Below are 26,078 nucleotides of genomic sequence, written 5' to 3' on the forward strand. Positions count from 1 at the left end.
CAGGCTGCCGGGTGGGCTACCAATAGCCATGAACTGGACACTGGAAGTGGTGGTCGTGCCGGTCTCCGACGTGGACCGGGCCAAGGCCTTCTACGCCGACCAGCTCGGCTTCGCCGTCGACCACGACAGGACGTTCGGCGAGAACGCGCGGTTCGTGCAGCTGACCCCGCCCGGCTCCGGCTGCTCGATCGTGATCGGCAGGGGGCCGCTGCCCGAGATGCCGCCCGGCTCCCTCAAGGGCCTCCAGCTGGTCGTGCCCGACCTGCGCCGGGCGCGGGCGGAACTCGTCGAGCGCGGCGTCGAGGTCAGCGAGATCCAGGTGCTCGGCGAGAACCCCCGCCCGGTGCCTGACCCGCTGGACAACGTCGGCTTCGTCCACTTCGCCGACCCCGACGGCAACGCCTGGTCCGTGCAGCAGATCTCCGACCGGGCCTGACCGCTCCGCCGCCCGCCGGGCGTTCCCGCAGCCCCGCGTCCTGACCGTGCGCGGTGCGACCGGCGGCTCTCCCCGGCCCCGGTCGCACCGCCCCCGTCGGGAGAAGATGATCTTCCTCACAGGCGGCGGGGGCCCGTGTCGGGGCGGGCCACGGCGGAACCGATCCGGACGGTGGCGTGCAGCACCGAGATGCCGTCCGGGCGGGCCAGCACCGGATTCAGGGTCAGCGCGCGGACCCGGGGCTGTTCGTCGGCGAGCCGACCCACCCGCAGCAGCAGGTCCGCCAGGGCCGCCCGGTCCACCGGCGCCGCGCCCCGGTGCCCGCGCAGCAGCGGCGCCGCCCGGGGCTCGTCGACCAACTCGGCGGCATCCAGGTCGGTCAGCGGCACCGCCCGCCAGGCCCGGTCGCCGAGCAGTTCGGTGGCGACGCCGCCGAGCCCGAAGCCGACCACCGGCCCGAACGCCGGATCCTCCACCAGCTCGACCACGCAGGCCACGCCGGGCGGCACCATCGGCTGCACCAGGACGTCCGCGCCGAAGAGCGCCGACATCTCCGCGTACGCGCGCTGGACCGTGGCCGCGTCGGGCAGGTCGAGCCGGACCGCGCCGAGGTCGAGGCGGTGCCGCAGGCCGGGGTCGGCGGCCTTGAGGGCCACCGGGAAACCCAGCCGCCGCGCCGCGTCGGCGGCCTCCCCGACGGAACGCGCCGGCACCGACTCGACCACGTCGATGCCGTACGCCGCGAGCAGCCCCGCCGGATCGAGGGCCTCCGGGCGCAGGGCGGCGTGCGCCGCCTCCCGGTCCACCCGGGACAGCTCCGGCGGCACCCCGGCGGGCCGGCGCAGCCACTCGGCGTACGCGGTGACCCGGGCGAGGGCGCGCACGGCCTCCTCCACGCTCGGGTACGCGGGCACCCCGGCGGGCGCCCGGCCGACCAGGAACGTCGCCACGGTCGGCTTGCCGGCGGCGGAGGCGCCCGGGAGCGCGGCCGTGAAGTCGGCGTCGGTGTCGGTGAGCTGGCCGGGCAGCGGCGGGGCGAACACCACCACCAGCGCGTCCACCTCGTCGTCGGCGCCCGTCGCGGCGAGCGCGGCGGCGAACTCGGCCGCGCCTGCGCGGGGGCCGACGTCGCGCGGGTAGCCCCGGGCCACGGTGAGGCCCTGCGCGGTGCAGGCGGTGGCCGCCAGCCCCGTCAACGCCGAGGAGTTGCCGACCACCCCGACGCGGGACCCGGCCGGCAGCGGCTGGTGGGCGAGCAGCACCCCGACGTCGAGCAGCTCGGCGACCGTGTCCACCCGGATCACGCCCGAGTGGGCGAACAGCGCGGCGACCGCCACCTCGTCCGGGCCGGCGGCCTCGCCCACGCCGGGCGGGCGGGCCGGCGAGGCGAGCGCCACGACGGGCTTGTCCCGGCCGATCCGGCGGGCCAGCCGGGCGAACTTGCGCGGGTTGCCGAAGGTCTCCAGGTACAACATGATCACGTCGGTGCCGGGATCGTCCTGCCAGTACTGGAGCAGGTCGTTGCCCGAGACGTCGGCCCGGTTGCCGGCCGAGACGAAGCTGGACAGGCCCAGCCCGCGCCGGTCCGCCTCGGCCAGCAACGCCACCCCGAACGCGCCGGACTGGCTGAAGATGCCCACCCGCCCGGGCACCGGCAGCCGCGGGGCGAGGGTGGCGTTCAGGCGTACCGCCGGGTCGGTGTTGGCCACCCCCAGACAGTTCGGGCCGACCACGCGCATGCCCGCCGCGTGCGCCGCGCGGACCAGCGCGCGCTGTGCGGCCGCGCCCTCGCCGCCGGCCTCGGCGAAGCCCGCCGAGATGACCACCAGGCCGTGCACGCCCGCGGCGGCCGCGTCGGCGACCACCTCCGTCGCCGCCTCCGGCGGGACCGCCACCACGGCCAGGTCGACCGGCACGCCGGCATCGGCCGCCGAGGAGTACGCGGGCAGCCCGGCGACCGTCGTAGCGCTCGGATGCACGGGGACCACCGCGCCGGGATAGCCGCCGTCGCGCAGGTGCCCGAGGACCGCCGCGCCGACGCCCCGCCCGGAGGCGCTGGCCCCGTAGACGACGACGCCGCGCGGGGCGAGCAGCCGGGCGATCGAGCGGGCCTCGGTGCGATGCTCCCGGCCGCGCTGCACCTCCAGCGTCGCGTCGGTGGGCGCGATCGGGAAGGTCAGGTGCACCACCCCGTCGGCGAACTGCCGCTGCACCTGGTAGCCGAAGTCGGAGAAGACCCGCAGCATCGCGCCGTTGGCCGGCAACACCTCCGCCACGAAGTTGGCGATGTCGTTGCGGCCGGCCGCGTCGGCGAGGTGCTCCAGCAGCACCGAGCCGATGCCCCGGCCCTGGTAGGCGTCCTCGACCACGAACGCCACCTCGGCCTCGGGCGCCTGCGGGCCGAGGCGCTCGTAGCGGCCGACGGCGACGATCCGGTCGCCGACCAGCACCACGAACGCCTCCCGGTCGCGGTGGTCGACGTTGACGAAGCGTTGCAGGTCCCGGTCGGGAATACGCGGGTACGGGGAGAAGTAGCGCAGGTAGCGGGTGCGCTCGGAGAAGCGCGAGTGCATCGCCACGATGCCCGGCCCGTCAGACGGACGGATCGGCCGCAGCTGCACGGTGGTGCCGTCGCTGAGCAGCACGTCCACCGGCTGGTCCACCGTGGTCACCGTTCGGCCCTCCCCGGCCGGCTCAGTCGCGGGGGTCGTGCGGGTCGAGCCCGAACAGCGGGAAGGCGGTCTTGCGGGCCGCCGCGATCGCCCGGTCCACCGCGCTCGGCTCCCCCGTCGGCTGCCACGGCTCGTACGCCGGGTCGACGTCGTCGGTCATCCGCAGCGGGATCTGCCGGCCGGGGCGACGGGCGGCGGCCAGTTCCCGCCACGCCGGCGGGGTCAGCGTCGCCGGGGCGAGCGGATCGCCGGTGGCCACCGCGAGCAGGTGCGTCCAGGCCCGGGGCACCACCTCGACCAGCGCGTACCCGCCGCCGCCGGTGGCCACCCAGCGGCCCTCGCACAGCTCGTCGGCGAGCGCCCGCAGGGCCAGGTACGTGGCGCGCTGCCCGTCCACGGAGAGGTTCAGGTCGGCCAGCGGGTCGAGCCGGTGCCCGTCCGCCCCGCACTGGGTCACCAGTACCTGCGGCCGGAACGCGCGCAGCACCGACGGCACGACCGCGTGGAAGGCGCGCTGCCAACCGGCGTCGTCCACCCCGGGCGGCAGCGGGAGGTTGACGGCGCTGCCCTCGGCGCCCGGCCCGCCCGTCTCGTCGGGGAAGCCCGTGCCCGGGAAGAGGGCCAGCGGCGTCTCGTGCACGCTGACCGTGAGCACCCGGGGGTCGTTCCAGAAGACCTGCTGCACCCCGTCGCCGTGGTGCACGTCCACGTCCACGTACGCGACCCGCTCGGCGCCCAGGTCGAGCAGGCGGGCGATGGCCACCGCCGGGTCGTTGTAGACGCAGAACCCGGCGGCGCGGGCCGGCATGGCGTGGTGCAGGCCGCCGGCCACGTTGACCGCCCGCCGGGCCTCGCCCCGCCAGACCGCCTCGGCCGCCGCCACCGTGGCGCCGGCGACGAGCGCGCTGGACTCGTGCATCCCCTCGAAGACCGGGTTGTCGGAGGTGCCCAGCCCGAAACCGGCGAAGAGCGGGTCGCGGGGGGCGACCTTCACCGCGGCGAGGTAGCGCGGGTCGTGCACCCGGCTCAGCAGCGCGTCGTCGGCCGGCTCCGGCTTGACCAGCCGCACCCCGGGACGCTCCAGGATGCCCAGTTCCCGGGCCAGGGCGAAGGTCAGCTCCACCCGTACCGGGTCGAGGGGGTGATCCCCCATGTCGTAGGCGAGCAGGGACTCGTCCCACACCACCACCGTGTCGTCGGACATGGCCCCATCGTCGCACGCGCGCCCGGACACACCCACGCACGCGCTGCGTGGCCTGTCGTTCAGTCGGCCGGGTTCGGGCCGGTGGCGACCGGGCGGGCCGGGTCGGCGACCCAGTTGCTCCACGAGCCGACGTAGAGGGCGGCGTCCGGTCGGCCGGCGAGGTGCAGCGCGAAGACGGCCTGCGCGGCGGTCACCCCCGACCCGCAGTACGCCCCGACCGGCCGGTCGTCGTCCACCCCGGCGGCGGCGAACCGCGCGCGCAGCGCGTCGGCGGCCGGGAACCGGCCCTCGGCGACGTACTCGCCGGCGGGCAGGTTCACCGCGCCGGGGATGTGACCGGCCACCGGGTCGATCGGCTCGGTCTCGCCCCGGTAGCGGGGCGCGGCGCGCACGTCGAGCAGGACGCCCTCGTCGGCCGCGGCCAGCCGAGCCGCCTCTGCGGTGTCGAGCACCGGCAGCGCGCCCGGGCGCACCTCGACGTCGCCCGGCTCCGGGGTCGGCACCGACGTGCTGACGGGCAACCCGGCGGCCAGCCACGCCGGGAAGCCGCCGTGCAGCAGTCGTACCGGCCGGTGGCCCGCCCAGCGCAGGGTCCACCAGGCGCGGGCGGCGGCCATGCCGTCGCCGCCGTCGTACACCACCACGGGACGAGCGGCGCGGACGCCGGCGGCCCGCAGCGCGTCCTGGAGCGCGGCGGGGTCGGGCAGCGGGTGGCGACCGGCGGGGCCGGGCGGTCCGCAGAGGGCGGTGTCCAGGTCGACGAAGACCGCGCCGGGCAGGTGACCGGCGACATAGTCCTCCCGGCCGGGCGGGCCGGCGAGCCGCCAACGGACGTCGAGCAGCGTGGGCGGGGCGGCCTGGCCGAGTTCGACCGCGAGCTGATCGGCCTCGACCAGGAGATCACCAGTGGCGGACATGGCGTCCAGTCAACACCATCCCGGCACGGACCTGGCGGTTCGCCGTGGGTCGTTCGGTGAACGCCGAGGTAGCATCGTTGGCCGGAGGTCCGCTGACGTGAAGCATGATCTGGTCGACACGACCGAGATGTACCTCAAGACCATCCTCGAGCTGGAGGAGGAGGGGGTTCCGCCGCTGCGTGCCCGCATCGCCGAACGGCTGGGGCAGAGCGGGCCCACCGTCAGCCAGACCGTCGCCCGGATGGAGCGCGACGGCCTACTGACCGTCGAGGGCGACCGCCACCTGGCGCTGACCCCGCTCGGTCGCAGCAACGCGGTCTCCGTGATGCGCAAGCACCGGCTCGCCGAGCTGCTGCTGGTGAACGTCATCGGGATGCCCTACGAGGAGGCCCACGAGGAGGCCTGCCGGTGGGAGCACGTGATGAGCGACGCCGTCGAGAAGCGGGTCTACGACCTGCTGAACCGGCCGACCCGCTCGCCGTACGGCAACCCGATCCCCGGTCTGGACCAGCTGGGCACGCCGGAGCAGACGACCGCAGCCCCGGTCGACGGCGAGCGCAACCTGGCCTTCCCCGGGCTGTCGGGGCCGGTCGTGGTGCGACGCATCTGCGAGAGCGTGCAGACCGACGCCGACGTGCTCCGGCAACTGCACGCCGCCGGCGTCGACCCGGGCGCGACCGTGACGGTGGCGCAGGAGCGCGACGGGGTGTCGATCGACCGCTCCGGTGACCGCATCCGGTTGCCGCGCGAGATCGCCTCCCGCGTCTTCGTCGCCGCGCACTGACCCGTCCCGCCGACGTCCGTTCTGATTCGTTTCGCCGACGTCCGTTCTGACTCGCCCTGGCCCACGCCCGTGTGCAACAGGCGGGGGATCCAGAGGGGCGAGGCCGTTCGAGCTGTGGCGGGGCGGCTTCGACGACCCTGGCCGGGGTCAGATGGCGCGGGTGTCGAGTCCCTGTGCCAGGGCGACGAGGGCGGTGGTGAGTTTCTCGGCCTCCGCCTTGTCGGCATCGCGCGCGGTGGCGTAACGCAGGGTGGCGAGGCGGCCCTCAGCGGCCAGCCAGCCGACCTCAGCGACCGGACCGACGTCGCCCTTGGCCGAAATGGTCCGCCGGTACGCCCGCTCGCCGAGCCCCGAGACCTTGGCCGCCTTCTCCGGCACCACGTCGGCGGCGAAGGTCGCCGCGTCGATCGACGTCTTGGTGACGGTCAGCGCCAACTCCGGCAGTGCCTCCCGGCCGACGCGCACCACGCAGGTCTGGCTGTCGCCCGTGGCGCTGGCCGCCGCGACGTCGAAGCGGACGCCGGCATGCTGCTCGATGACGCCGAAGTCCAGCAGCCGGCACGCACCGCCGGAGGAAGCGGCGGCCACGTCGACCGCGACCGGCGCGGCAGGCGGTACGGCCACCTGTTCGGTCTCCGCGCCGCAGCCCGTCACCAGCAGGACCGCCACCCCGGCGCCTAGTATCCGCTCGCGCACGATCGTTCCTCCGCTTGTTCGCCCCCGGCTACGTCCGCCGGAAACACCGTACGGTCTTTCGCTGGCGACGCAAGAGCCTGAGAGGCGGACGTCGGAATGTCGAAGCGGTGGGCCAACCAGCGTGTGTACTGATTGCGCGTGGATGCGCAGCGCCGAACGCGACACCAAAACGACAAGTGGTCCCTACTCTGACGAGAGTTACCCGCCGCCCACGCGTGACGGACGTTGTCGTCAGGGACTGAAGGCCGCGGTCAATGCTCACCGTAATCCTCGAACTCGACATCCCGATGCGGCCGGCCTTCTCTGCCGCTCCCGCCCAGTCCTCCGCTTCCAGCGACCCGACTTGTCGACGCAGGAAATTCCGCAATCTTCCTCGGGTCGAAGCGATCGACCAACAAGTAGCGGCGTCCGACAATCGGACCGGCCTCCGATGTCCGACGGTCCAGCCACACTGGAGTGCAGACCATCAGATCGAACGAGTCTCCGCGATCACCTCCGCCGGCCCTACGGTCATTCGGACCGGGAGGCAAAAGCCCGAAAGATCCTCAACCTGCCCGGAATGGAAATCAATGTCCGGGCTGCAAACGTGCTCAAATTCTGCTCTCATCAAATGAGATCCAGCTGGCCGTTGGATTGGAATCGCCCACCAGGACTGAACCTCCACTCGAAGTTGGCCCGCACTCTCTGCTGACCCGGCTTGAAGGTGGGCGGCCGGTATTGAGGGATCCGTCGGTAATCGCACTGTCAGTCGTCGACGTAGGGGCAGTGCCGGCAGCCGCGCCCGCAGCAGGTGCCGCGCCGGGCCAGGAAGCCGGCACTGAGTACGAACAGACCCGTGGACGGGTCGAGGTAGCCGGCCTCGCCGGCGGTCAGGGCAGCGGCGTGCGCGCTCATGATCCGCTCCCGGTCCGGGTGCTCCGGCGGCAGCCGGGACGGGTGCGGCTCGCTCAGGGGCCGGTCCGCCAACGGTCGTCGCTCTCCGGTCACCGGAGCAAGTCTAGAGACGCCCCCGGCCCCGGAGACGCCCTCGTCGCCCCGCCCGAGACCGGACGCTCCACCACCGGCGGGTCCCGCAGACCTCGGCGCTGCGCTCGCCCGGCCCGGCCCGCATCCCCAGCCGGCGTGCCGGGTACGGTCCGCCGACCATGCCCGCCAGGAGCCCGCCGCCCGTACCGCGGAGTCGGATAACCAGTGGCGTCGATCCGGGCGGGGCCGGCAGGCTGACCGGATGGACCAGGGACGTCCCGGGAAGCGGCGGCGTGTGTGGGCGACCATCCCACGGCGTTGGCCGGCCCGCACCGGGGATCCCCGGTGACGCAACAGGCGGCCAGGCCTGCCGGAGGTGCCGCCCCGAAACGGTCCTCGCTGCTGCGCAGCCGTAACTTCGGGCTGCTCCTGGCCGGGCAGACGGTCAGCGAACTGGGCACCCGGGTCTCCAACGTGGCCGTGCCGCTGCTCGCCGTCGGCACGCTCGATGCCAGCGTCCTACAGGTAGCGCTGCTGACCGCGCTCGCCTGGCTGCCGTACCTGATCTTCTCCCTGCCCGCCGGGATCCTCGCCGACCGGGTCGACCAGCGGCGGCTGATGGTCGCCTGCGACCTGGGCCGGGCCGCGCTGCTGCTGTCGGTGCCGGTGGTCGCCCTGACCGGCCGGCTCACCCTCGCCTTCCTGTACGCGGTGGTCGGGCTCTCCGGCGTGCTCACCGTCCTGTTCACCGTGGCCTACAAGAGCATGCTGCCGAGGCTGGTGCCCCCGGAGCGGCTCGTGGACGCCAACGCGAAGCTCACCGTCAGCCAGGACTCCGCCGAACTCGTCGGCCCGACGATCGGCGGCGTGCTGGTCGGGCTGGTCGGCGCCGCCCGGACCTTCGTCGTCACCGGCCTCGCGTTCGCCGTGAGCGGGTTGACCCTGCTGCTGATCCGGGATGCGCCAGCCGGGCCCGCGCCCCGCCGCGACCGGGTGCCGCTGCGCGTGGAGATGACCGAAGGGCTCGGCTTCATCCGACGCCAGCCGATCCTGCGCCGGATCCTCGCCTGCACCACCGTCTCGAACTTCTTCGTCATGGCGTCCGGCTCCATCGAGGTGGTCTTCATGATCGAGGAGTTGCACGCCACGCCGGCGCTGGTCGGGCTGGTCTTCTCGGTGAGCGCCGTGGGCGGCCTCGTGGTGGGCGCGCTCGCCGACCGGTTGACCGCGTGGCTCGGCTCGGCCCGGGTGATCTGGGTGGCGATGGCCGCCCCGGGCCCGCTGTACCTGCTCATGCCCCTGGCGCAGCCCGGCTGGGGGATGCTGCTCTACGGCGTCGGCCTGGCCGCGTTCTCCGCGAACGCGGTGCTCTACAACGTGGCCACCCTCACGTACCGCCAGCGGATCACACCGCCGGCCCTGCTGGGCCGGGTGAACGCGGCGTTCCTCTGGATCTGCTTCGGCGTGATCCCGCTCGGCGCGCTCACCGGCGGCGCGCTCGCCACCCACCTCGGGTTGCGGCCGGCGCTGTGGATCTGCGTGCTCGGCACGTGGAGCGCCGCGCTCTTCGTCGTCTTCTCCCCGCTGCGGCGGATGCGGGACATGCCGGCGACCTGACCAGCCGGTGTCGCAGGTCACACCTCCCGGCCGGGGGTGCGCCGGGGCACCGGCAAATCCTCGGGCGTACGGAAGCACGTTGGCTTTCCGATCCGCCCGGCCTATGGTGGCTGCATGTGTTCGACCGGTCAGCAGAGCAGCACCGCCGTCATGGTGACGGCGGCGTCCGCTGCTGCCTGCCGGTGTGCCCTGCGGGTGACCGTGGCGACCCGGGTGGTGCGATCCGCGGTCGCGCCGTCGTGCGCCGGCTCGGTCGCCTCCCGACTGCCGAGCCCCGCCGGACGTAGCCCTCCGTGGACCGGTTGCAACTCTTGCGAACGGCCACCAGGGCGAAGCTATCCAGCTTCGGCCCTTTTTCTTTTTCCCGGACAAGGAGCTACGCCATGACCACGCCCACCCAGTCCAGCGAGCAGAAGTGGCTCGACGACCTGCGTACGACACTGACCAACGACTTCGAGGCGCAGACCGTCCGGCTGACGCAGCTCACCGCCGACACCGGCGACCCGGGCCAGGCGCACACCCAGAGCGCACTGATCGCCGCCACCCGGCAGAGCATCGACCAGATCAGCGGCGCGCTGCGTCGCCTCGCCGAGGGCCGCTACGGCGTCTGCGAGCGGTGCTCCGCCTCGATCCCCCGGGAGCGCCTGGAGGTGCTGCCGCACGCCCGCTTCTGCGTGCCCTGCCAGCAGAAGCAGCACTGACGTACCAATCGGGCTGCCGTGCCGGTGCACGGCAGCCCGTCGGGTCACCCGAACCAGGTCATCGCCTGCCCGTGCGGGCTCGTCCAGGCGAGTGGCCGGCCGTCCAACGCGAGCACGTTGTACAGGGCCTCGTCCGGCGGCTCCGGCAACGCGTCGTGGGGCAGCACGTCCGGGGAATCGTTGGAGATCCAGTGGCCGGGCAGGCGGCGTACCACGTCGGCGAACGCCGCCCGGCGCGGCGCCGGCACCTGGTAGAGCACGGAGGTGTGGAACACCACCAGCGTCGCGCCCGCTGGCGCCCGCGCGGCCAGCGCGGGCAGGTCGTCCACCAGGTCGCCGCGCGCGAGCAGCGGCGGGTCGGACGCGGCGACGGCCGCAGCGGCCCGCAGCCGGGCGCGGCGGTGCGTGTGCTCCGGCCAGATGAGGGCGTCGAGCCAGGCCACGTCCGCCGGCTCGGTCACCCGCAGGGGATTCAGGTCCAGGCCCGCCCGCCACACCACCTCCGGTAGCCGGTCCGGCGGGGCCAGGCCGGTGGCCGCGCAACCGAGGACCGGTTCACCCGCACCGAGCGCGTGGTCGCCGTAGCGGTAGGCGTACCGGTCGGGGTAGAGGCAGAGCCCAGCGGACGCGCCGACCTCCAGCAACGCCAGCGGCTGCGGCAACGCGGCGAGCACGGGCAGCAGTACGGCACACCGCCCGGGCTCGTTCGTCTGCGTCGCGCGGGTGCGCAGTTCCGCCTCGATCGCCGGCCAGTTCGCCAGCACGAAGTCGCGGAAGGCCACCGGGTCGTCGACCGGCCCGCCGAGCAGTCGTACGACGCCGAACAGCAGGTTCGGCTGCCGCTTTCCTTGCGGGAGCGCACCGATCAGTGCGAGGACCTCTTCGTCGCGGGAGACGGCGAGGGACAGGCGCTCGTACGCCGGCGACACGCCGCGCGCCTCCCGGGTGGCGAACTCGACGTACGTCTGGGAGGTCGTCATGTCCCGATGATCGCAGTCGACGCCTCTCGTTGTTCGCCACCCGTGACGCGGTCGGGCGCCATCCCGGCTCACGAGCCCCGGGCGCGCCAACGCCCGGGGCTCGTTGCTCTTGTCAGCTGCAGCCGCTGGTGGAGCCGCAGCCCTCGCAGACGTAGCAGCTACCGGCGGGGCGCATCTTCGTACCGCAGGTGAAGCAGAGCGGCGCGTCGGCGGCCTTGCCGATCACGGCCTCCAGCAGCTCGGTGCTGGAACCCACGGACGGCGCCGGCTTGGCGGCGGCGACGTCGGCGACCTCCTGCGCCGGCTGGGCGATCGGGCCGGTCTTCGGCTCCTCCGGCCTCGCCTCGACCGGGGCGGAGGCGGCCATCGCGGTGAGGTCCGCACCGTTCGCCTCCGCCTCCGCCTCGGCCCGGAGCTGGGCGGCCCGCTCCTTGGCGGTGAAGATGCCCAGCTCCGCGCGGCGCTCGTACGGCAGGAAGTCCAGCGCCAGGCGACGGAAGATGTAGTCCATCACCGAGGCGGCCATCCGCACGTCCGGGTCGTCGGTCATGCCGGCCGGCTCGAAGCGCATGTTGGTGAACTTGCTGACGTACGTCTCCAGTGGGACGCCGTACTGGAGACCGATGGAGATGGCCACCGAGAAGGCGTCCATCACGCCGGCCAGGGTCGAGCCCTGCTTCGACATCTTGAGGAAGACCTCGCCCAGGCCGTCGTCCGGGTAGGACGACGCGGTGAGGTAGCCCTCGGCGCCGCCGACGGAGAAGCTGACCGTCTCCGACGGGCGCTTCTTCGGCAGCCGCTTGCGCACCGGGCGGTACTCGACGACCTTCTCGACGACCTTCTCCACCTCGGCGGACGCCTCCGTGGGCGCGGCGGCCTTGTTCGGCTTGGCGGCCGACAGCGGCTGGCCGACCTTGCAGTTGTCGCGGTAGATCGCCAGCGCCTTGAGGCCGAGCTTCCAGCCCTCGAAGTAGATCTTCTCGACGTCCTCGACGGTCGCCTGCTCCGGCATGTTGACCGTCTTGGAGATCGCGCCGGAGATGAACGGCTGGACGGCCGCCATCATCCGCACGTGGCCCATCGGGGCGATGGAGCGCTCGCCCATCGCGCAGTCGAAGACCGGGTAGTGCTCCGGCTTCAGGCCCGGCGCGTCGACCACGTGGCCCTGGTCGGCGATGTGCTCCACGATCGCCTCGACCTGCTCCTCGGGGTAGCCGAGGCTGCGCAGGGCGCGCGGCACGGTCTGGTTGACGATCTGCATCGAACCGCCGCCGACCAGCTTCTTGAACTTGACCAGCGCCAGGTCGGGCTCGACGCCGGTGGTGTCGCAGTCCATCATCAGGCCGATGGTGCCGGTCGGGGCGAGCACGCTGGCCTGCGAGTTGCGCCAACCGAACTTGTCGCCGATCTTGTTGCCCTGGGTCCACTGCTTCGTCGCCTCGCGGACGATCGCGGTGGCCACGGTGCCCGAGGGCTTGATCTCGTCGTTGGCGGCGGCGTGCTTGCGCATGACCCGCTTGTGCGGCTCGGCGTTGCGGGCGTAGCCGTCGTACGGGCCGACGACGCCGGCCAGCTCGGCGGAACGGCGGTACGCGGTGCCGGTCATCAGCGAGGTGATCGCGGCGGCGACCGAGCGGCCCTGGTCCGAGTCGTACGGCAGGCCGGAGGCCATCAGCAGGGCGCCGAGGTTGGCGTAGCCGATGCCGAGCTGCCGGTAGGCGCGGGTGGTCTCGCCGATCTTCTCGGTCGGGAAGTCGGCGAAGCAGATCGAGATGTCCATCGCCGTGATGACGAACTCGACGGAGCGGACGAACTTCTCCACCTCGAAGCCGCCGTCGGCGCGCAGGAACTTCATCAGGTTGAGCGAGGCCAGGTTGCACGAGGAGTTGTCCAGGTGCAGGTACTCCGAGCACGGGTTCGACGCGGTGATCCGCCCGGTCTCCGGGCAGGTGTGCCAGTCGTTGATGGTGTCGTCGTACTGCAGGCCGGGGTCGGCGCACTCCCAGGCGGCCTGGGAGATGGTGCGGAACAGGTCCTTGGCGTCGATGGTCTCGATGACCGCGCCGTCGAGCCGGCCGCGCAGGTCGAAGCCGCCGCCGTTCTCCACGGCCGTCATGAACTCGTCGGAGACGCGGACGGAGTTGTTGGCGTTCTGGTACTGCACACTGACGATGTCGGCGCCGCCGAGGTCCATGTCGAACCCGGCGTCGCGCAGCGCGCGGATCTTGTCCTCCTCGCGCGCCTTGGTGACCACGAACTCCTGGATGTCCGGGTGGTCGACGTCGAGGATGACCATCTTGGCCGCGCGCCGGGTGGCGCCGCCGGACTTGATGGTGCCGGCGGAGGCGTCCGCGCCACGCATGAAGCTGACCGGGCCGGAGGCGTTGCCGCCGGAGGAGAGCAGCTCGCGGGAGGAACGGATCCGGGACAGGTTCACGCCGGAGCCGGAGCCGCCCTTGAAGATCAGCCCCTCCTCCTTGTACCAGTCGAGGATGGAGTCCATCGAGTCGTCGACGGCCAGGATGAAGCACGCGCTGACCTGCTGCGGCGACGGCGTGCCGACGTTGAACCAGACCGGCGAGTTGAAGCTGAACACCTGGTGCAGCAGCATCCAGGTCAGCTCGTGGGCGAAGACCTCGGCGTCGGCCGGGCCGGCGAAGTAGCCGTACTCCTCACCGGCGGTGCGGTAGGTGGTGACCACCCGGTCGATCAGCTGCCGCAGCGACCACTCCCGCTCCGGGGTGCCGACGGCGCCCCGGAAGTACTTGGTGGTCACGATGTTCGCCGCGTTGACGCTCCACGACTCCGGGAACTCGACGCCGCGCTGCTCGAAGTTGATCGAGCCGTCCCGCCAGTTCGTCATGACGACGTCGCGGCGCTCCCACGTGACCTCGTCGTAGGGGTGCACCCCCTCGGTCGTCCAGACCCGCTCCACCTTGAGCCCCGCGCCGGCCTTGTTGCGTGCCCTGCTGGTTGTCACACCGTCCCCCGACATCTCATCCGCCCCCTCGTCCGCACGGCCACCCGCCGCCCGATCCGACTTACACCTGCAAAGAAAAATCAACTGGTACGGCCGGCGGCCTCCGCCGCGTCGGCCCCGGCGCCCTCCCGGGCGCGCGCGGCGGCCCGCAGCGTCTCGATCTCGCGCTCGAAGTCGGCGAGCGAGTCGAACGAGCGGTAGACGCTGGCGAACCGCATGTAGGCCACCTCGTCCAGGTCCCGCAGCGGACCCAGGATGGCCAGCCCCACCTCGTGGCTGGGGATCTCGGCGGCCCCCTTGGCCCGGACGGTCTCCTCGACCTTCTGGGCGAGCAACGCGATCGAGTCGTCGTCCACGGGCCGGCCCTGGCACGCCTTGCGCACCCCGCCGATGATCTTCGTACGGCTGAACGGCTCGGTGACCCCGCTGCGCTTGACGACCGCGAGGACCGCCTCCTCCACCGTGGTGAACCGCTTGCCGCACTCCGGGCAGGACCGCCGGCGGCGGATCAACTGACCGTCGTCGGCCTCCCGCGAGTCGACCACCCGGGAGTCGGCGTGTCGGCAGTACGGACACCGCATCGGCCCGGCCTCCTCCATCGATCGCGGGCCCCGCCGCCCGCTCCCCGGGCACGCGTCAGCGCGACGGAGCCATCTGTCGATGATCTTCGCCGTGTCGACGGTGCCGGAGTGCGGTCGGTAGTCGAACCCAACCTGTAGGCGACTTACGCCCGTGTGACTACTACATCTAGGGGTCGACCGTAGGCCGCTGCGGATCTGCGGTCAAGTTGGCCGGCGTGTCCGGCGCGTCACCCGACCTCCCTGCCGCCCGACGTCGCCCCCGCCGCAGGACCAACCGCCGGACGCCCCCGGGAGTTACCGGTCCGGCCGTGGCGAAACGGCCGACGATCGGACCGAAGTCGAACACCCGTTCGACCCGACGTACCATTTATCAGAACACGAGTACGAGCGGACCGGTTTTTCATCCCGACACGCCGAGCAAGGTCGTACAGATGTTTGAAAATGACCGATCTCACCTATACGGTCTTGAAGAACCGGGCGCGGATCCTCCGTCCACCGGTCGACTCGCACCACCGCACGCACCACGAGCCGCCAAGGCACCCAGCGCCGACCAGGGAGGACGGACGTGACCGAGGATCGGGCCAGCCGGCCGAAGAGCCCGCAGCAGATCACCGAGGCGGGCCCGCCAGCCACCCGACGCCGGGGCGCCGCGCGCAGCCGGACGGGGCAGCCGGCCGTGCGCCAGGTCACCCCGGTGGTCAGTGCCTTCCCCGACCCGGCGACGGTGGATCTCACCGCCCGTCAGCGCCGGATCCTGGAGTTCATCCGCACCTGGGTCGAGCGGCACGGCTATCCGCCGAGCGTGCGCGAGATCGGCGAGGCCGTTGGTCTGGTCTCGCCGTCCAGCGTCGCCTACCAGCTCAAGGAGCTGGAGAAGAAGGGCTTCCTGCGGCGCGATCCCAACCGGCCGCGCGCCGTGGACGTCCGGGCGCCCGCCGACATCGACGACGAGCTGACCCGCTCGCAGCGCCCCGCCCCGGCCTACGTGCCGATGCTGGGCCGGATCGCTGCCGGTGGCCCGATCCTGGCCGAGCAGGCCGTCGAGGACATCTTCCCCCTCCCCCGCGAGCTGGTGGGTGAGGGCGAGGTCTTCATGCTCCAGGTCAAGGGCGACTCGATGCTCGACGCGGCGATCTGCGACGGCGACTGGGTCGTGGTCCGGCAGCAGCCGACGGCCGAGGCCGGCGACATCGTCGCCGCCATGCTCGACGGCGAGGCGACCGTGAAGACCTACCGCCGCCGCGACGGGCACGTCTGGCTCATGCCGCAGAACCCGGCCTTCGACCCGATTCCCGGCGACGACGCCACCATCATGGGCCGGGTCGTCGCGGTGCTGCGCCGCATCTGATCCGCACCGGGTGGCCGCCGTCGGCGGTCACCCGGCAGCCGTCACAGGAGGATCGGCCGGCTCAGGTCAGTAGCGGACCGCCGGCCGGTCAGTAGCGGATCGCCGTTCAGTAGCGGACCGCAGGTCAGTAGCGGACCGCCGGCCGGTCAGTAGCGGTCGCCCCGGTAGCCCCGGCCGCCGCCGGGCACGTGACCGTAGCCACGCCCGTCGTGGGGCCCGTAGCCACGGCCGTCCTCGGGACCACCGTCGCGCCGGCGGACCGGCCGCTGGCCACGCGGATCCGACTCGTCGCCCCGCCGGGGCGGCTCGGCCCGGCCACCGCCGTAGACACCGCCGCCCTGCTGCCCCCCGCCGCCGTAGACGCCGCCGCCGGGGCCGCCGCCCTGGCGTCCGCCGCCTCCGACGGGTGCGCCACCGCCCTGCCGGCTACCCGCGCCGCCACCCTGACGTCGGCCACCGGACGGCGGCCCGCCCCGGCCGGGCGGGGCGTCGACGGGCGGGCGACCGCCGCCGCCGTAGACACCGCCGCCGGACGCCGGACGGGCGCCGCCGTAGACGCCGGCACCAGCCGGACGGGCATCGCCGTGGCCCCCGCCACCGGACGGGCCGCCGCGCCCACCGGCCGGGCCGCCGTAGACGCCGCCAGCGGGCGCACCGCCGTAGACACCACCACCCCGTCCCCGGTCGCCCGGCGGAAGGAAGCCGTCGTCCGCGGGCCCGCGCCGGTCGTCGGCGAGGACGTCGTCGCGCTCCGGCCCCCCGTCGTCGCGGGCAGGTGCCGGCTTGCGCCGGGCCCGGAGGATGCCGAAGACACCGGCCGCCACCATCAGCGCGCCGATCACCCCCACGGCCGCGATCAGGTAGGTGATGTCGCTCAGGCTCAGGCCGTCGACCCAGGACTGGCTGGCCTTCTTCGGCGCGTCGCCCCCCTCGTCCACCGGCTTCGCGCCCTCCGTGGAGGGGGTGTAGGCGAGGATGTCGATCGGGGCGTCGTCGTCGAGCTGACCGCCGTCGGAGACGGTGAGGAAGGTCTTGCCGTCGGGGCTGTAGGAGATCGCCTCGCCGAACGGGTCGGCGAGCGCCGTCACCCGGGGATTGCCGCCGGTCAGGGCCGCCGCGACGTTGCCGTCGGCCACGTCGTACTCGAAGGCGTCGGCGTAGGTGCGCAACACCACCCGGGAGCCGTCCGGGGACCGGGCCGCGCCGGTGATCGCCACCCGGCCGGGAGCGCCGAGCCGGTTCTCCGTGTCGGTCTTCGGCAGGCTTATCTCGCCGACCTTCTTCATCGGTACGGCCGGGGTGTCCCCGCTCTTCATCTTCTCGGCGGGGGTGAAGATCTGGGCCTTGCCCGACATCACCTTGGTGATGATCAACGGGTTGCCGTCGTCGCCGATCAGCAGCGCCTCGGCGTCGTGCGGCTTGCCCTCCGGGTACGAGAGGCGGTGCAGCACCGGCCGCTTGGAGCCGTCGACCGGCATGCTCCACAGCGCCACCCGCTCGCGACGCTCACGGCTGGTGACGTTGTCGCCGGTGTCGGCGATCCAGAGCGTGGCGCCGTCCGGGGAGAGCGCCAGGTCCTCCGTGTCGAACGGCCCCTGCCCGGAATAGCGGACCGGCTCCTTCGAGATCCCGCACTTGGTGTCGAGGAAGAAGACCCGCTTGCGGCTCTCCACCTCGGTGCCGTCGTTGATCACGATGTAGCCGCTCTTGGTGGCCACCAGGCCCGACAGCTCACGCAGTCGTTCGTCGGTGACCGTGCACCGCTTCTTGCCGGGAGCGGCCGCGAGCGGGGACGCGGCCGAGGCCGGTGCCGCAGCCAGGGCGACCCCGGTACACGCCACGGTCGCCCCCAGCAAGCCGAGGGCGACCGTGACCGAAGAAACAGCGCGGCGCATTGAATCAGTGTCGCACGCCGGGAGTTTCCGGCGCGTGACGCCGGGAGGCAGTCATCGCGCGCCCGCGACCGCCTGCTGCTCCTCCGCCCGGAACGGCGCCAGCTCGGCGGCGAGCGCCGCCCCGACCCGGACGTGCAGCAGGGTGCCCTCCGGCAGGTGGGAGGTGCTCAGCACCTCACCCTGGCGGTGCACCCGGGCCACCAGGTCACCCCGGTCGTACGGCAGCACCGCGCGGACCTCCACGGCCGGGCGGGGCAGCCGCGCCTCGACGGCCTCGCGCAGCCCGTCGATGCCGCGACCGGTGTGCGCGGAGACGAAGACCGCCTCCGGCCAGAGCCGCTTGAGCCGCAGCAGCGTCTCCTCGTCGGCCGCGTCGGTCTTGTTGACCACCAGCAGCTCGGGCAGCCGGTCGGCGCCCACCTCGGCGAGCACCTCGTGGACGGCGCGCACCTGCTCCTCCGGGTCCGGGTGGGTGCCGTCGACGACGTGCACCACCAGGTCGGCCTCGGCGACCTCCTCGAGCGTCGAGCGGAACGCCTCGACGATCTGGTGGGGCAGATGCCGGACGAACCCGACCGTGTCGGAGAGGGTGTAGAGCCGCCCGTCGGCCGTGGTGGCCTTGCGGGTGGTCGGGTCGAGGGTGGCGAAGAGCGCGTTCTCCACCAGCACGCCCGCCCCGGTGAGCCGGTTGAGCAGGCTCGACTTGCCGGCGTTGGTGTAGCCGGCGATGGCCACGGCCGGCACGGCGTTGCGGGAACGGCGGGCGCGCTTCGTCTGGCGTACCGTCTTCATGCCCTTGATCTCCCGGCGCAGCCGGGCGATGCGGTGGCGGATCCGGCGCCGGTCGGTCTCCAGCTTCGTCTCACCGGGGCCGCGCAGACCCACGCCGCCGCCGGCGCCGCCGCCGCGACCGCTACCACCGGTCTGCCGCGAGAGGGTCTCACCCCATCCACGCAGGCGCGGCAGCAAATATTCGAGCTGGGCCAGCTCGACCTGGGCCTTGCCCTCCTTGCTCTTGGCGTGCTGGGCGAAGATGTCGAGGATCAGCGCGGTGCGGTCGACCACCTTGACCTTGGTGCGCTGCTCCAGGTTGCGCAGCTGCGACGGCGACAGCTCGCCGTCGCAGATCACCGTGTCGGCGCCGCTGGAGAGCACCACCGCGCCGAGGTCGTCGACCTTGCCCCGGCCGACGTAGGTGGCGGGGTCGGGACGGTTGCGCCGCTGGATCAGCCCTTCGAGCACCTGTGAGCCGGCGGTCTCCGCCAGCGCGGCCAGCTCGGTGAGGGAGTTCTCGGCGTCGCTCTGCGTGCCCTCGGTCCAGACGCCGACGAGGACGACGCGTTCCAGGCGCAGCTGGCGGTACTCGACCTCGGTGATGTCCGCGAGCTCGGTGGAGAGGCCGGGGACCCGCCGCAGCGCCTGCCGCTCCGACAGCTCGTACTCACCGGTGGTGGCGTCGAGCTCGTCGTCCTCGTAGGGAAGTAGGGTCTCCTGGTTGTGCAAGCCGGTCTCCTGTCCGTTCTGTCACGTACCGAGCAATCCTGACATGTGCCAACGCCAGACGCACCCGCTATATGCCCGCGGGGAAAGGCCACAAAAGCGGGGGCGGTTGCCGAGCGGGCGAGCCGGGGCGAGTAGAAATGCGGGCGAGCCGTTCAGCGTCGACGGAGGGATCCCGTGGCCATCACCCGACTTCCAAGTGCCGGATTCTCAATCACGATACGGATCGCGGTGCCCGCGGACGCGTCCTCGATCGGCCGGCTGACAACCTCGGTAGGCGAGGCCGGAGCGATCGTCACCGCCCTCGACGTGGTGGACTCCGACCCGACCCACGTGCTCGTCGACCTCACCTGCGACACCGCCGACGCCAGCCACGCCGACCAGGTGGTCGACGCGTTGACGGCGCTGGACGGCGTGGACGTGCGCAAGGTCTCCGACCGGACCTTCCTGCTCCACCTCGGCGGCAAGATCGAGGTCAGCTCGAAGGTGGCGCTGCGCAACCGTGACGAGCTGTCCCGCGCGTACACCCCGGGGGTGGCGCGGGTCTGCCAGGCCATCGCCGAGAACCCCGCCGACGCCCGCCGGCTGACCATAAAGCGCAACACCGTCGCCGTGGTCAGCGACGGCTCCGCCGTGCTGGGCCTGGGCAACCTCGGGCCGGCGGCGTCGCTGCCCGTGATGGAGGGCAAGGCCGCGCTGTTCAAGCGCTTCGGCGGGGTGGACGCCTGGCCGGTGGTGCTCGACACCCAGGACACCGACGAGATCGTGCAGATCGTCAAGGCGATCGCCCCCGCGTACGGCGGGATCAACCTGGAGGACATCGCCGCGCCGCGCTGCTTCGAGATCGAGGCGCGGCTGCGCGAGGCGCTGGACATCCCGGTCTTCCACGACGACCAGCACGGCACCGCGATCTGCGTACTGGCCGCGCTGACCAACGCGCTGCGCGTCGTGGGCAAGCAGCTCGCGGACGTCCGGGTCGTGGTCTCGGGCGCGGGCGCGGCCGGCACCGCGATCATGAAGCTGCTGCTGCGCCAGGGCGTCGGCGACATCATCGCGTACGACCGGCAGGGCGCCCTGCACCGCGGGATGACCGGGCTCAACCCGGCCTGGCAGTGGCTGGCCGAGAACACCAACAAGGAGAGCTACTCCGGCGACCTACCCGGGGCGGTACGCGGCGCGGACGTCTTCATCGGGGTGAGCGCGCCGAACCTGCTCACCGGCGACGACATCGCCGCCATGGCCAAGGACTCGATCGTCTTCGCGCTCGCCAACCCCGACCCGGAGGTCGACCCGCGCGAGGCGCGCAAGTACGCGGCCGTGGTCGCCACGGGCCGCTCCGACCAGCCGAACCAGATCAACAACGTGCTCGCCTTCCCGGGCGTGTTCCGGGGCATGCTGGACGCGCACGCCGAGGAGTTCACCGAGGAGATGGCGATCGCGGCGGCCCAAGCCATCGCGGACGTGGTCGGCGAAGACAAGATCAACCCAACGGTGATCGTGCCCAGCGTCTTCGACTCCCGGGTCTCCCCGGCGGTCGCCGCAGCGGTACGCGCCGCCGCCCAGAACCCGGCCCCGGCCCCCGCCGCCGACCCGGGTCCGGCCGACCTCCCCGAGATCGCCGCCGAAGCCAGCGCCACCCCCTAACCCACCCCACCCCCCATCCCCGTCTCCCACCCCGCGCGACCCCACCCCGCCCCGCGCTGCGCTGGCCGCCCCGCGCTGCGTTGTGCCGCGCTGCGTTGCGTTGTGCCGCGCTGCGTTGCGCCGCGTTGGCCGCCGCGCGCCGCTTTGATCATGAAGTTGTTGCCCCCGGAAACCGCTCTCCCGGGCAATAACTTCATGATCGACGGGGAGGGGTGGGTGATCGGGGCACAGTCAGGCGCGAACGTTCCGCCCGTTGGCAGTCCTGGGAACTTGCCCGCCTGTGGGAACGCGAGTTCCGCAGGGCATCTCGCGTCACCGCTCGCCGGCTGCGTCGCGGGCCTGATCGTTGACAGTCGAGCTAGTCGACACGCCGCCAATCGAGCAGCTCAACTGTCAACGATCAGGGGGACGGGTGGGGGCGAAGGGGCAGGAGGTGGGGGCCGGGAGCAGGAGCCAGAGCGGGCGCAGGAGTCGGGAGCGGTGGGTTAGGCGGGGGGTAGGGCCGTCAGGGCGGTTGGGTCTAGGGTGCCGGTGGCCACCAGCGTGGCCGGGCCGGCCAGCCAGCAGGAGTCCTCCGTCACCGTGACCGACAGGCGCCCGCCCGGGACGTCCACCGCCAGCACGCCCGTGTCGCGGCCGGCGTCGCGCAGGGCCACCGCGGCTACCGCGCAGGCGCCCGTACCGCAGGAGAGGGTCTCGGCGGAGCCGCGCTCGTGGACCCGCATCCGGACGTGGCCGTCGGTGCCGTCGACCGGCTCGCCCGGCGCCGTGAACTCGACGTTGACGCCGGCCGGGAAGACCGCCGGGTCGACGTCGGGGGCCCGGGTTAGGTCGAGCGCGGCCAGTTCCAGCCCGGCCGGCAGCGCGCAGACCAGGTGGGGGTTGCCCACGTCCACCGCCGTGCCGGGCAGGGTCAGCCCGCCGAGGGTGGCCGTCGCGGTGTCGTACAGCCGGGGGCGGCGCATCTCGACGGCGATGGCGTCGTCCGTGACCAGCGCGCGCACGACGCCGGCCCGGGTGGCCACCGGCAGCGCCCCCTCCGCCGGCTCGGCCAGCCCGGTGGCGACCAGGTAGCGGACGAAGACCCGGGCGCCGTTGCCGCACATCTCCGCAAACGAGCCGTCGGCGTTCCAGTAGTCCATGAACCACTCGGCCTCGTCGGAGAGGTCGATGCCCTCCGGGTGCTTCGCGGCCCGGACGACCCGCAGGACGCCGTCGCCGCCGAGCCCGCGCCGCCGGTCGCAGAGGGCCGCGACCAGCCCCGGTGTCAGATCGAGTCGATTGTCCGGATCGGGCAGGATGACGAAGTCGTTGCCGGTGCCGTGGCCCTTGGTGAACTGCACGCCCCCATCATCGCGCAGCGGCGGGCAGCAGGCGCAGGGCGGCCGGAACCAGGTCCGGCGCCGACGAGTCCAGCCAGTGGATCCGCGGGTCGCGGCGGAACCAGGAGCGCTGCCGCCGGACGAAGCGGCGGGTGGCCCGGACGGTCTCGTCGTGCGCCTGCGCCTCCGTCAACTCCCCGGCGAGGAAGCGCAGGACCTGCTGGTAGCCGAGCGCTCGGCTGGCCGTACGCCCGTCGGGCAGGCCGCGCCCGACCAGAGCCCGGGTCTCGGCGACCAGCCCGTCGGCCCACATCCGGTCCACCCGCAGGGCGATCCGCTCGTCGAGCAGCGCGGTGTCCAGGTCCACGCCGAGCTGCACCGAGGGGTAGTACGGAGTCGGTTCGGGCAGCGCGGCGGTGAACGGCGCCCCGGTCAGCTCGATGACCTCCAGGGCGCGCACGATCCGCCGGCCGTTGCCGGGCAGGATCCCCGCCGCGGCGGCCGGGTCGGCCTCGCGCAGCCGGGCGTACAGGGGTGCGGGGCCGACCTCGGTCAGCTCCCGTTCCAGCCGCTCGCGCACCGCCGGGTCGGTGCCGGGGAACTCGAAGCGCTCCAGCACCGCCCGCACGTAGAGGCCGGAGCCGCCGACCAGCAGCGGCACCCGGCCCCGGGCCAGGATGTCGTCGACGGCGGCGCGGGCCAGCCGCTGGTACTCCGCGACGCTGGCCGGCTCGGTGACGTCCCAGATGTCCAGCAGGTGGTGCGGCACCCCTTCGCGCTCGGCCGGGGTGAGCTTGGCGGTGCCGACGTCCATGCCCCGGTAGAGCTGCATCGAGTCGGCGTTGACGACCTCGCCGTCGAGGGCGTGCGCGAGCGCGACGCTCAGCGCCGACTTGCCGGCCGCCGTCGGCCCGACGACGGCCACGACCGTCCCGGGCTGGTGGGCGGTCACGCCGGCGCCCAGGAGGCCACGAAGTAGGTGACGCCGTAGGGCGCCGAGTGGTGGCGCAGCTCGCCGCGCCAGTCGCCGCCCGTCGCCCGGACCGCGCCGGCCAGCACCTGCCAGGGCGCCCGGCCGGCGGCCTTCAGCTGCGCCGACAGGACCGGGTCCAGGTCGAGCAGGGCCTCGGCGTCCGGGTCGGCCAGGGCGCGGGCGACCCCGTCGTCGTACGCCTCGGCGCGCGGGTCGTCGTAGCCGGGCGACTTCGGGCCGCGGCAGGCCGACCCGTCCCCCGTCACCAGCAGCGCGGTACGCCGCTCCGTCTCCCCGCAGATCGCCGCGCCCAGCTCGGCGCACTCGGCCGGCGTGGCGTCGGCCGCGACGGACCGGGCCAGCCGGGGCAGCGTGGTGCGGGAGCGCCCGACCAGCCACGCGCCGACGGTCAGGCTGAGCGGCAGCCGTTCGCCGCCGGCGCAGTTCACCTTCCACAGCCGCACGTACCGGTCAAGGCCGTACTGCCGCAGCGAGCCGTAGTCGGCCGAGTTGAAGCGGGTGGTCTGCGGCCCGTCACCGACCAGGACGAGCACCTCGGGCTCGGCGGCGAGCAGCCCGGCGACCGCGGCGTCGCAGGCGGCGCGGAGCTCGTCCAGCTCGGGCGCGGCGGCACCGGCCAACTCGGGGACGATCAGCGGCGGGTGGGGGCAGACGGCGGCGGCGACCAGGGACACCAGGCAACGGTATCGGCACGGCCGCACCCCGGCGCCCCGCACCCATGCTCCTGAGGCCACCGCCGCCCGCCAGCGCACCGACCACGTGCATCGCCCCCACCGCCTGCGCCGCCCCGACCACGTTGCGCCGGCTCGACCGCCTGCGCCGCCCCGACCACGTTGCGCCGCCTCGACCACGTGCGCCGCCCCCACCGCGTTTGCGCCGCCCCGACCGCGTTGCGCCGGCTCGACCGCCTGCGCCGCCCCGACCACGTTGCGCCGCCTCGACCACGTGCGCCGCCCCCACCGCGTTTGCGCCGCCCCGACCGCGTGCGCCGCCTCGGCCAGCCCCGCCTGCTCGCCGGTCCGCGCCACACGTCGCCCCGTGCCGGTCCGGCCGCCGTCGTGGCCCACGCCGGGCCGAGGGGTCGGCCCGCCGCGCCGGGACGCCCGGCTCTCCGGGGCTCGCCGTACCAGAATGCGACACTCCCCCGGTGAGCCCGTCCGCGGGCGCTAGGACACCGTATGGTCACGGTCGGCGATAGGCGCTCGACGGGAACGGGGTCGCACCTGTGACAATGCCGGGGGAAACTTTGCTGCGCCGTGGCGGCGATCGCGGGACTGCTCCCCGACGCCGGGAGAACGAGGATGGGCACATGAGCGACTGGACTGCCTTCGGACGGGTGGACGCGGACGGCACCGTGTACGTCAAGACCGCCGACGGCGAGCGGGTGGTCGGATCCTGGCAGGCGGGAGCGCCCGAGGAGGGGCTGGCCCACTTCGCCCGCCGCTTCGACGACCTGGTGACCGAGGTCAACCTGACGGAGGCCCGGCTCAACTCGGGTGCCGCCGACGCCGGCCATTCACTGACCACCATCCGGCGGATCCGCGCATCGCTCGCCGAGGCGCACGTCGTCGGCGACATCGACGCGCTGGCTGCCCGGTTGGACCGCCTCGCCACGGTCGCGGAGGAGAAGGCCGGCGAGGCCAAGGCCGCCCGGGACGCCGCGCGTACCGAGGCGCTCGCCCGCAAGCAGGCCCTGGTGGAGGAGGCGGAGAAGCTGGCCGCCGAGTCGACCGGCTGGAAGACCGCCGGGGACCGGCTCAAGGAGATCCTCGACGAGTGGAAGACCATCCGCGGCGTCGACAAGAAGACCGACGGTGAGCTGTGGAAGCGCTTCGCCGCCGCCCGCGACGGCTTCACCCGCCGCCGGGGCGCCCACTTCGCCTCGCTCGACGCGCAGCGCAAGCAGGCGCAGACGGCCAAGGAGGAGCTGGTCGCCGAGGCCGAGAAGCTGAAGGACTCCACCGACTGGGCGGCCACCGCCAACCAGCTCAAGGAGCTGATGAACCAGTGGAAGGCCGCTCCGCGGGCCTCCAAGGAGGCGGAGCAGAAGCTCTGGGAACGGTTCCGGGGCGCGCAGGACGAGTTCTTCACCCGGCGCAGCGAGGTCTTCTCCGCCCGCGACAACGAGCAGCGGGGCAACCTGGAGCGCAAGCAGGCGCTGCTGGCCGAGGCCGAGGCGCTGGACATCGACGGTGACCCGAAGGGCGCGCAGGCCAAGCTGCGGGAGATCCAGGCCCAGTGGCACGAGGCCGGCCGGGTGCCCCGCGAGGCGGCGGCCGGGCTGGAGCGCCGGCTGCGGGCCATCGACGAGAAGGTCCGCGAGGTGATGGACTCCGCGTGGCGGCGTACCACCAAGGAGGACAACCCTCTGCTCGCCCAGATGCGGGCGCAGGTCGCCGAGGCCGAGGAGCGGCTGGCCCGGGCCCAGGCGGCCGGGGACGCGCGGCGGGTCAAGGAGGCCGAGCAGGCGCTGTCCTCCAAGCGGCAGTTCCTCCAGCTCGCCGAGCAGGCCGGCTGAGCCGAGCCAATCCACCACGGGAGCCCCCGGTCCGCCACGGACCGGGGGCTTTCGCGTGTGTGCGTGGCCCGCCGGCCCGCGCCGGGTCACGGGCGGTTGACGCATCGAGGCGGGCTGATCAGAATGGGCGGCGGAGCCAGGTCCAGCACCGGCGCGAGGGCACCGACGGCGCACGTCACGCCGTCGGGGGACGCCGGTGGTCCCGCGAGCGGCCGCATCCCCACGTGGCACGTCCCGTCGCGCCCTGTCCGCGTACTCCCTGAGGGAGCGTGACGGCCGTCGCCCGGTTCCCGCCCGCGCCGCCGGTGGCGGCGGCGGGCAGT

The 26,078-nt window shown here is 73.4% G+C and carries 21 protein-coding genes; 7 read left to right on the forward strand and 14 right to left on the reverse strand.

The genetic code is table 11. From position 1 onward, the window contains the following. Positions 1-28: 28 nt before the first annotated feature. The gene (locus ACGFIG_RS17890; RefSeq protein WP_393004118.1) at positions 29-436 is read left to right on the forward strand and encodes a glyoxalase superfamily protein; all 408 of its coding nucleotides are present in this window, start codon (positions 29-31) and stop codon (positions 434-436) included. A 116-nt stretch (positions 437-552) separates the two neighbouring features. Here ACGFIG_RS17890 and ACGFIG_RS17895 read toward each other — a convergent pair whose 3' ends face one another. From ACGFIG_RS17895 to ACGFIG_RS17905, 3 genes are read right to left on the reverse strand one after another with little or no spacing between them, the layout of a single operon-like run. Next, entirely contained in the window at positions 553-3,108 is a 2,556-nt protein-coding gene (locus ACGFIG_RS17895; protein WP_393004120.1) for a GNAT family N-acetyltransferase, read from the reverse strand. Between the two features lie 22 nt (positions 3,109-3,130). After that, positions 3,131-4,312 carry an acetoin utilization protein AcuC gene (locus ACGFIG_RS17900; RefSeq protein WP_393004122.1) on the reverse strand — a complete coding sequence of 394 codons (1,182 nt, stop codon included), beginning with the start codon at positions 4,310-4,312 and terminating at the stop codon, positions 3,131-3,133. Positions 4,313-4,371: 59 nt separating this feature from the next. Then, entirely contained in the window at positions 4,372-5,229 is an 858-nt protein-coding gene (locus ACGFIG_RS17905) for a sulfurtransferase (protein ID WP_393004124.1), read from the reverse strand. Positions 5,230-5,326: 97 nt separating this feature from the next. Here ACGFIG_RS17905 and ACGFIG_RS17910 point away from each other — a divergent pair, with 97 nt between their 5' ends. Continuing rightward, on the forward strand, positions 5,327-6,013 hold the full coding sequence (locus tag ACGFIG_RS17910; protein ID WP_393004126.1) for a metal-dependent transcriptional regulator: 687 nt from the start codon (positions 5,327-5,329) through the stop codon (positions 6,011-6,013). Between the two features lie 147 nt (positions 6,014-6,160). Here the strand turns inward: ACGFIG_RS17910 and ACGFIG_RS17915 are convergent, their stop codons facing one another. The 3 genes from ACGFIG_RS17915 to ACGFIG_RS17925 form a co-directional block, all read right to left on the reverse strand. Continuing rightward, positions 6,161-6,709, reverse strand: a complete 549-nt coding sequence (locus ACGFIG_RS17915) for a hypothetical protein (protein ID WP_393004128.1) — start codon at positions 6,707-6,709, stop codon at positions 6,161-6,163. 251 nt (positions 6,710-6,960) lie between these two features. Next, the gene (locus ACGFIG_RS17920; RefSeq protein ID WP_393004130.1) at positions 6,961-7,239 is read right to left on the reverse strand and encodes an Imm8 family immunity protein; all 279 of its coding nucleotides are present in this window, start codon (positions 7,237-7,239) and stop codon (positions 6,961-6,963) included. A gap of 214 nt (positions 7,240-7,453) precedes the next feature. Next, positions 7,454-7,696: a DUF5522 domain-containing protein gene (locus ACGFIG_RS17925; RefSeq protein WP_393004132.1), complete on the reverse strand. Its 243-nt coding sequence runs from the start codon at positions 7,694-7,696 to the stop codon at positions 7,454-7,456. Positions 7,697-8,020: 324 nt separating this feature from the next. Between ACGFIG_RS17925 and ACGFIG_RS17930 the strand changes: the two genes are divergently transcribed. Beyond that, positions 8,021-9,292 (forward strand): MFS transporter, encoded by a 1,272-nt coding sequence (locus tag ACGFIG_RS17930; protein ID WP_393004134.1) that lies wholly within the window; start codon positions 8,021-8,023, stop codon positions 9,290-9,292. A gap of 383 nt (positions 9,293-9,675) precedes the next feature. Further along, a complete protein-coding gene (locus ACGFIG_RS17935; protein WP_393004136.1) occupies positions 9,676-9,993 on the forward strand; it encodes a TraR/DksA family transcriptional regulator in 318 nt (105 codons plus the stop codon). 44 nt (positions 9,994-10,037) lie between these two features. Here the strand turns inward: ACGFIG_RS17935 and ACGFIG_RS17940 are convergent, their stop codons facing one another. The 3 genes from ACGFIG_RS17940 to nrdR form a co-directional block, all read right to left on the reverse strand. Continuing rightward, the gene (locus ACGFIG_RS17940) at positions 10,038-10,973 is read right to left on the reverse strand and encodes a DUF2332 domain-containing protein (protein ID WP_393004138.1); all 936 of its coding nucleotides are present in this window, start codon (positions 10,971-10,973) and stop codon (positions 10,038-10,040) included. Positions 10,974-11,085: 112 nt separating this feature from the next. Then, the gene (locus tag ACGFIG_RS17945; RefSeq protein ID WP_393004140.1) at positions 11,086-13,968 is read right to left on the reverse strand and encodes a vitamin B12-dependent ribonucleotide reductase; all 2,883 of its coding nucleotides are present in this window, start codon (positions 13,966-13,968) and stop codon (positions 11,086-11,088) included. Positions 13,969-14,033: 65 nt separating this feature from the next. After that, a complete protein-coding gene (gene nrdR / locus ACGFIG_RS17950; protein ID WP_121395973.1) occupies positions 14,034-14,534 on the reverse strand; it encodes a transcriptional regulator NrdR in 501 nt (166 codons plus the stop codon). 565 nt (positions 14,535-15,099) lie between these two features. Between nrdR and lexA the strand changes: the two genes are divergently transcribed. Then, the gene (gene lexA / locus ACGFIG_RS17955) at positions 15,100-15,882 is read left to right on the forward strand and encodes a transcriptional repressor LexA (protein ID WP_393004142.1); all 783 of its coding nucleotides are present in this window, start codon (positions 15,100-15,102) and stop codon (positions 15,880-15,882) included. Positions 15,883-16,028: 146 nt separating this feature from the next. On the opposite strand, the gene ACGFIG_RS17960 is transcribed toward lexA, so the two are convergent. Continuing rightward, positions 16,029-17,777 carry a hypothetical protein gene (locus ACGFIG_RS17960; protein WP_393004144.1) on the reverse strand — a complete coding sequence of 583 codons (1,749 nt, stop codon included), beginning with the start codon at positions 17,775-17,777 and terminating at the stop codon, positions 16,029-16,031. 51 nt (positions 17,778-17,828) lie between these two features. After that, positions 17,829-19,280, reverse strand: a complete 1,452-nt coding sequence (gene hflX, locus ACGFIG_RS17965; RefSeq protein ID WP_393004146.1) for a GTPase HflX — start codon at positions 19,278-19,280, stop codon at positions 17,829-17,831. Positions 19,281-19,454: 174 nt separating this feature from the next. Here hflX and ACGFIG_RS17970 point away from each other — a divergent pair, with 174 nt between their 5' ends. Further along, entirely contained in the window at positions 19,455-20,921 is a 1,467-nt protein-coding gene (locus ACGFIG_RS17970; protein ID WP_393004148.1) for an NAD-dependent malic enzyme, read from the forward strand. Between the two features lie 485 nt (positions 20,922-21,406). Here ACGFIG_RS17970 and dapF read toward each other — a convergent pair whose 3' ends face one another. Genes dapF through ACGFIG_RS17985 form a run of 3 tightly spaced genes read right to left on the reverse strand, consistent with a single transcriptional unit; the run spans position 21,407 to position 23,911 of the window. Continuing rightward, entirely contained in the window at positions 21,407-22,264 is an 858-nt protein-coding gene (gene dapF / locus ACGFIG_RS17975; RefSeq protein WP_393004150.1) for a diaminopimelate epimerase, read from the reverse strand. A gap of 7 nt (positions 22,265-22,271) precedes the next feature. Beyond that, positions 22,272-23,309: a tRNA (adenosine(37)-N6)-dimethylallyltransferase MiaA gene (gene miaA / locus ACGFIG_RS17980; RefSeq protein WP_393004709.1), complete on the reverse strand. Its 1,038-nt coding sequence runs from the start codon at positions 23,307-23,309 to the stop codon at positions 22,272-22,274. After that, a complete protein-coding gene (locus ACGFIG_RS17985) occupies positions 23,192-23,911 on the reverse strand; it encodes a class III extradiol dioxygenase subunit B-like domain-containing protein (protein ID WP_393004152.1) in 720 nt (239 codons plus the stop codon). The genes miaA and ACGFIG_RS17985 overlap by 118 nt, the downstream gene beginning before the upstream one ends. 635 nt (positions 23,912-24,546) lie before the next feature. Between ACGFIG_RS17985 and ACGFIG_RS17990 the strand changes: the two genes are divergently transcribed. Then, positions 24,547-25,755: a DUF349 domain-containing protein gene (locus tag ACGFIG_RS17990; RefSeq protein ID WP_393004154.1), complete on the forward strand. Its 1,209-nt coding sequence runs from the start codon at positions 24,547-24,549 to the stop codon at positions 25,753-25,755. Positions 25,756-26,078 lie beyond the last annotated feature (323 nt).

This window comes from Micromonospora sp. NPDC049048, assembly GCF_043197615.1.
Classification (GTDB): domain Bacteria; phylum Actinomycetota; class Actinomycetes; order Mycobacteriales; family Micromonosporaceae; genus Micromonospora.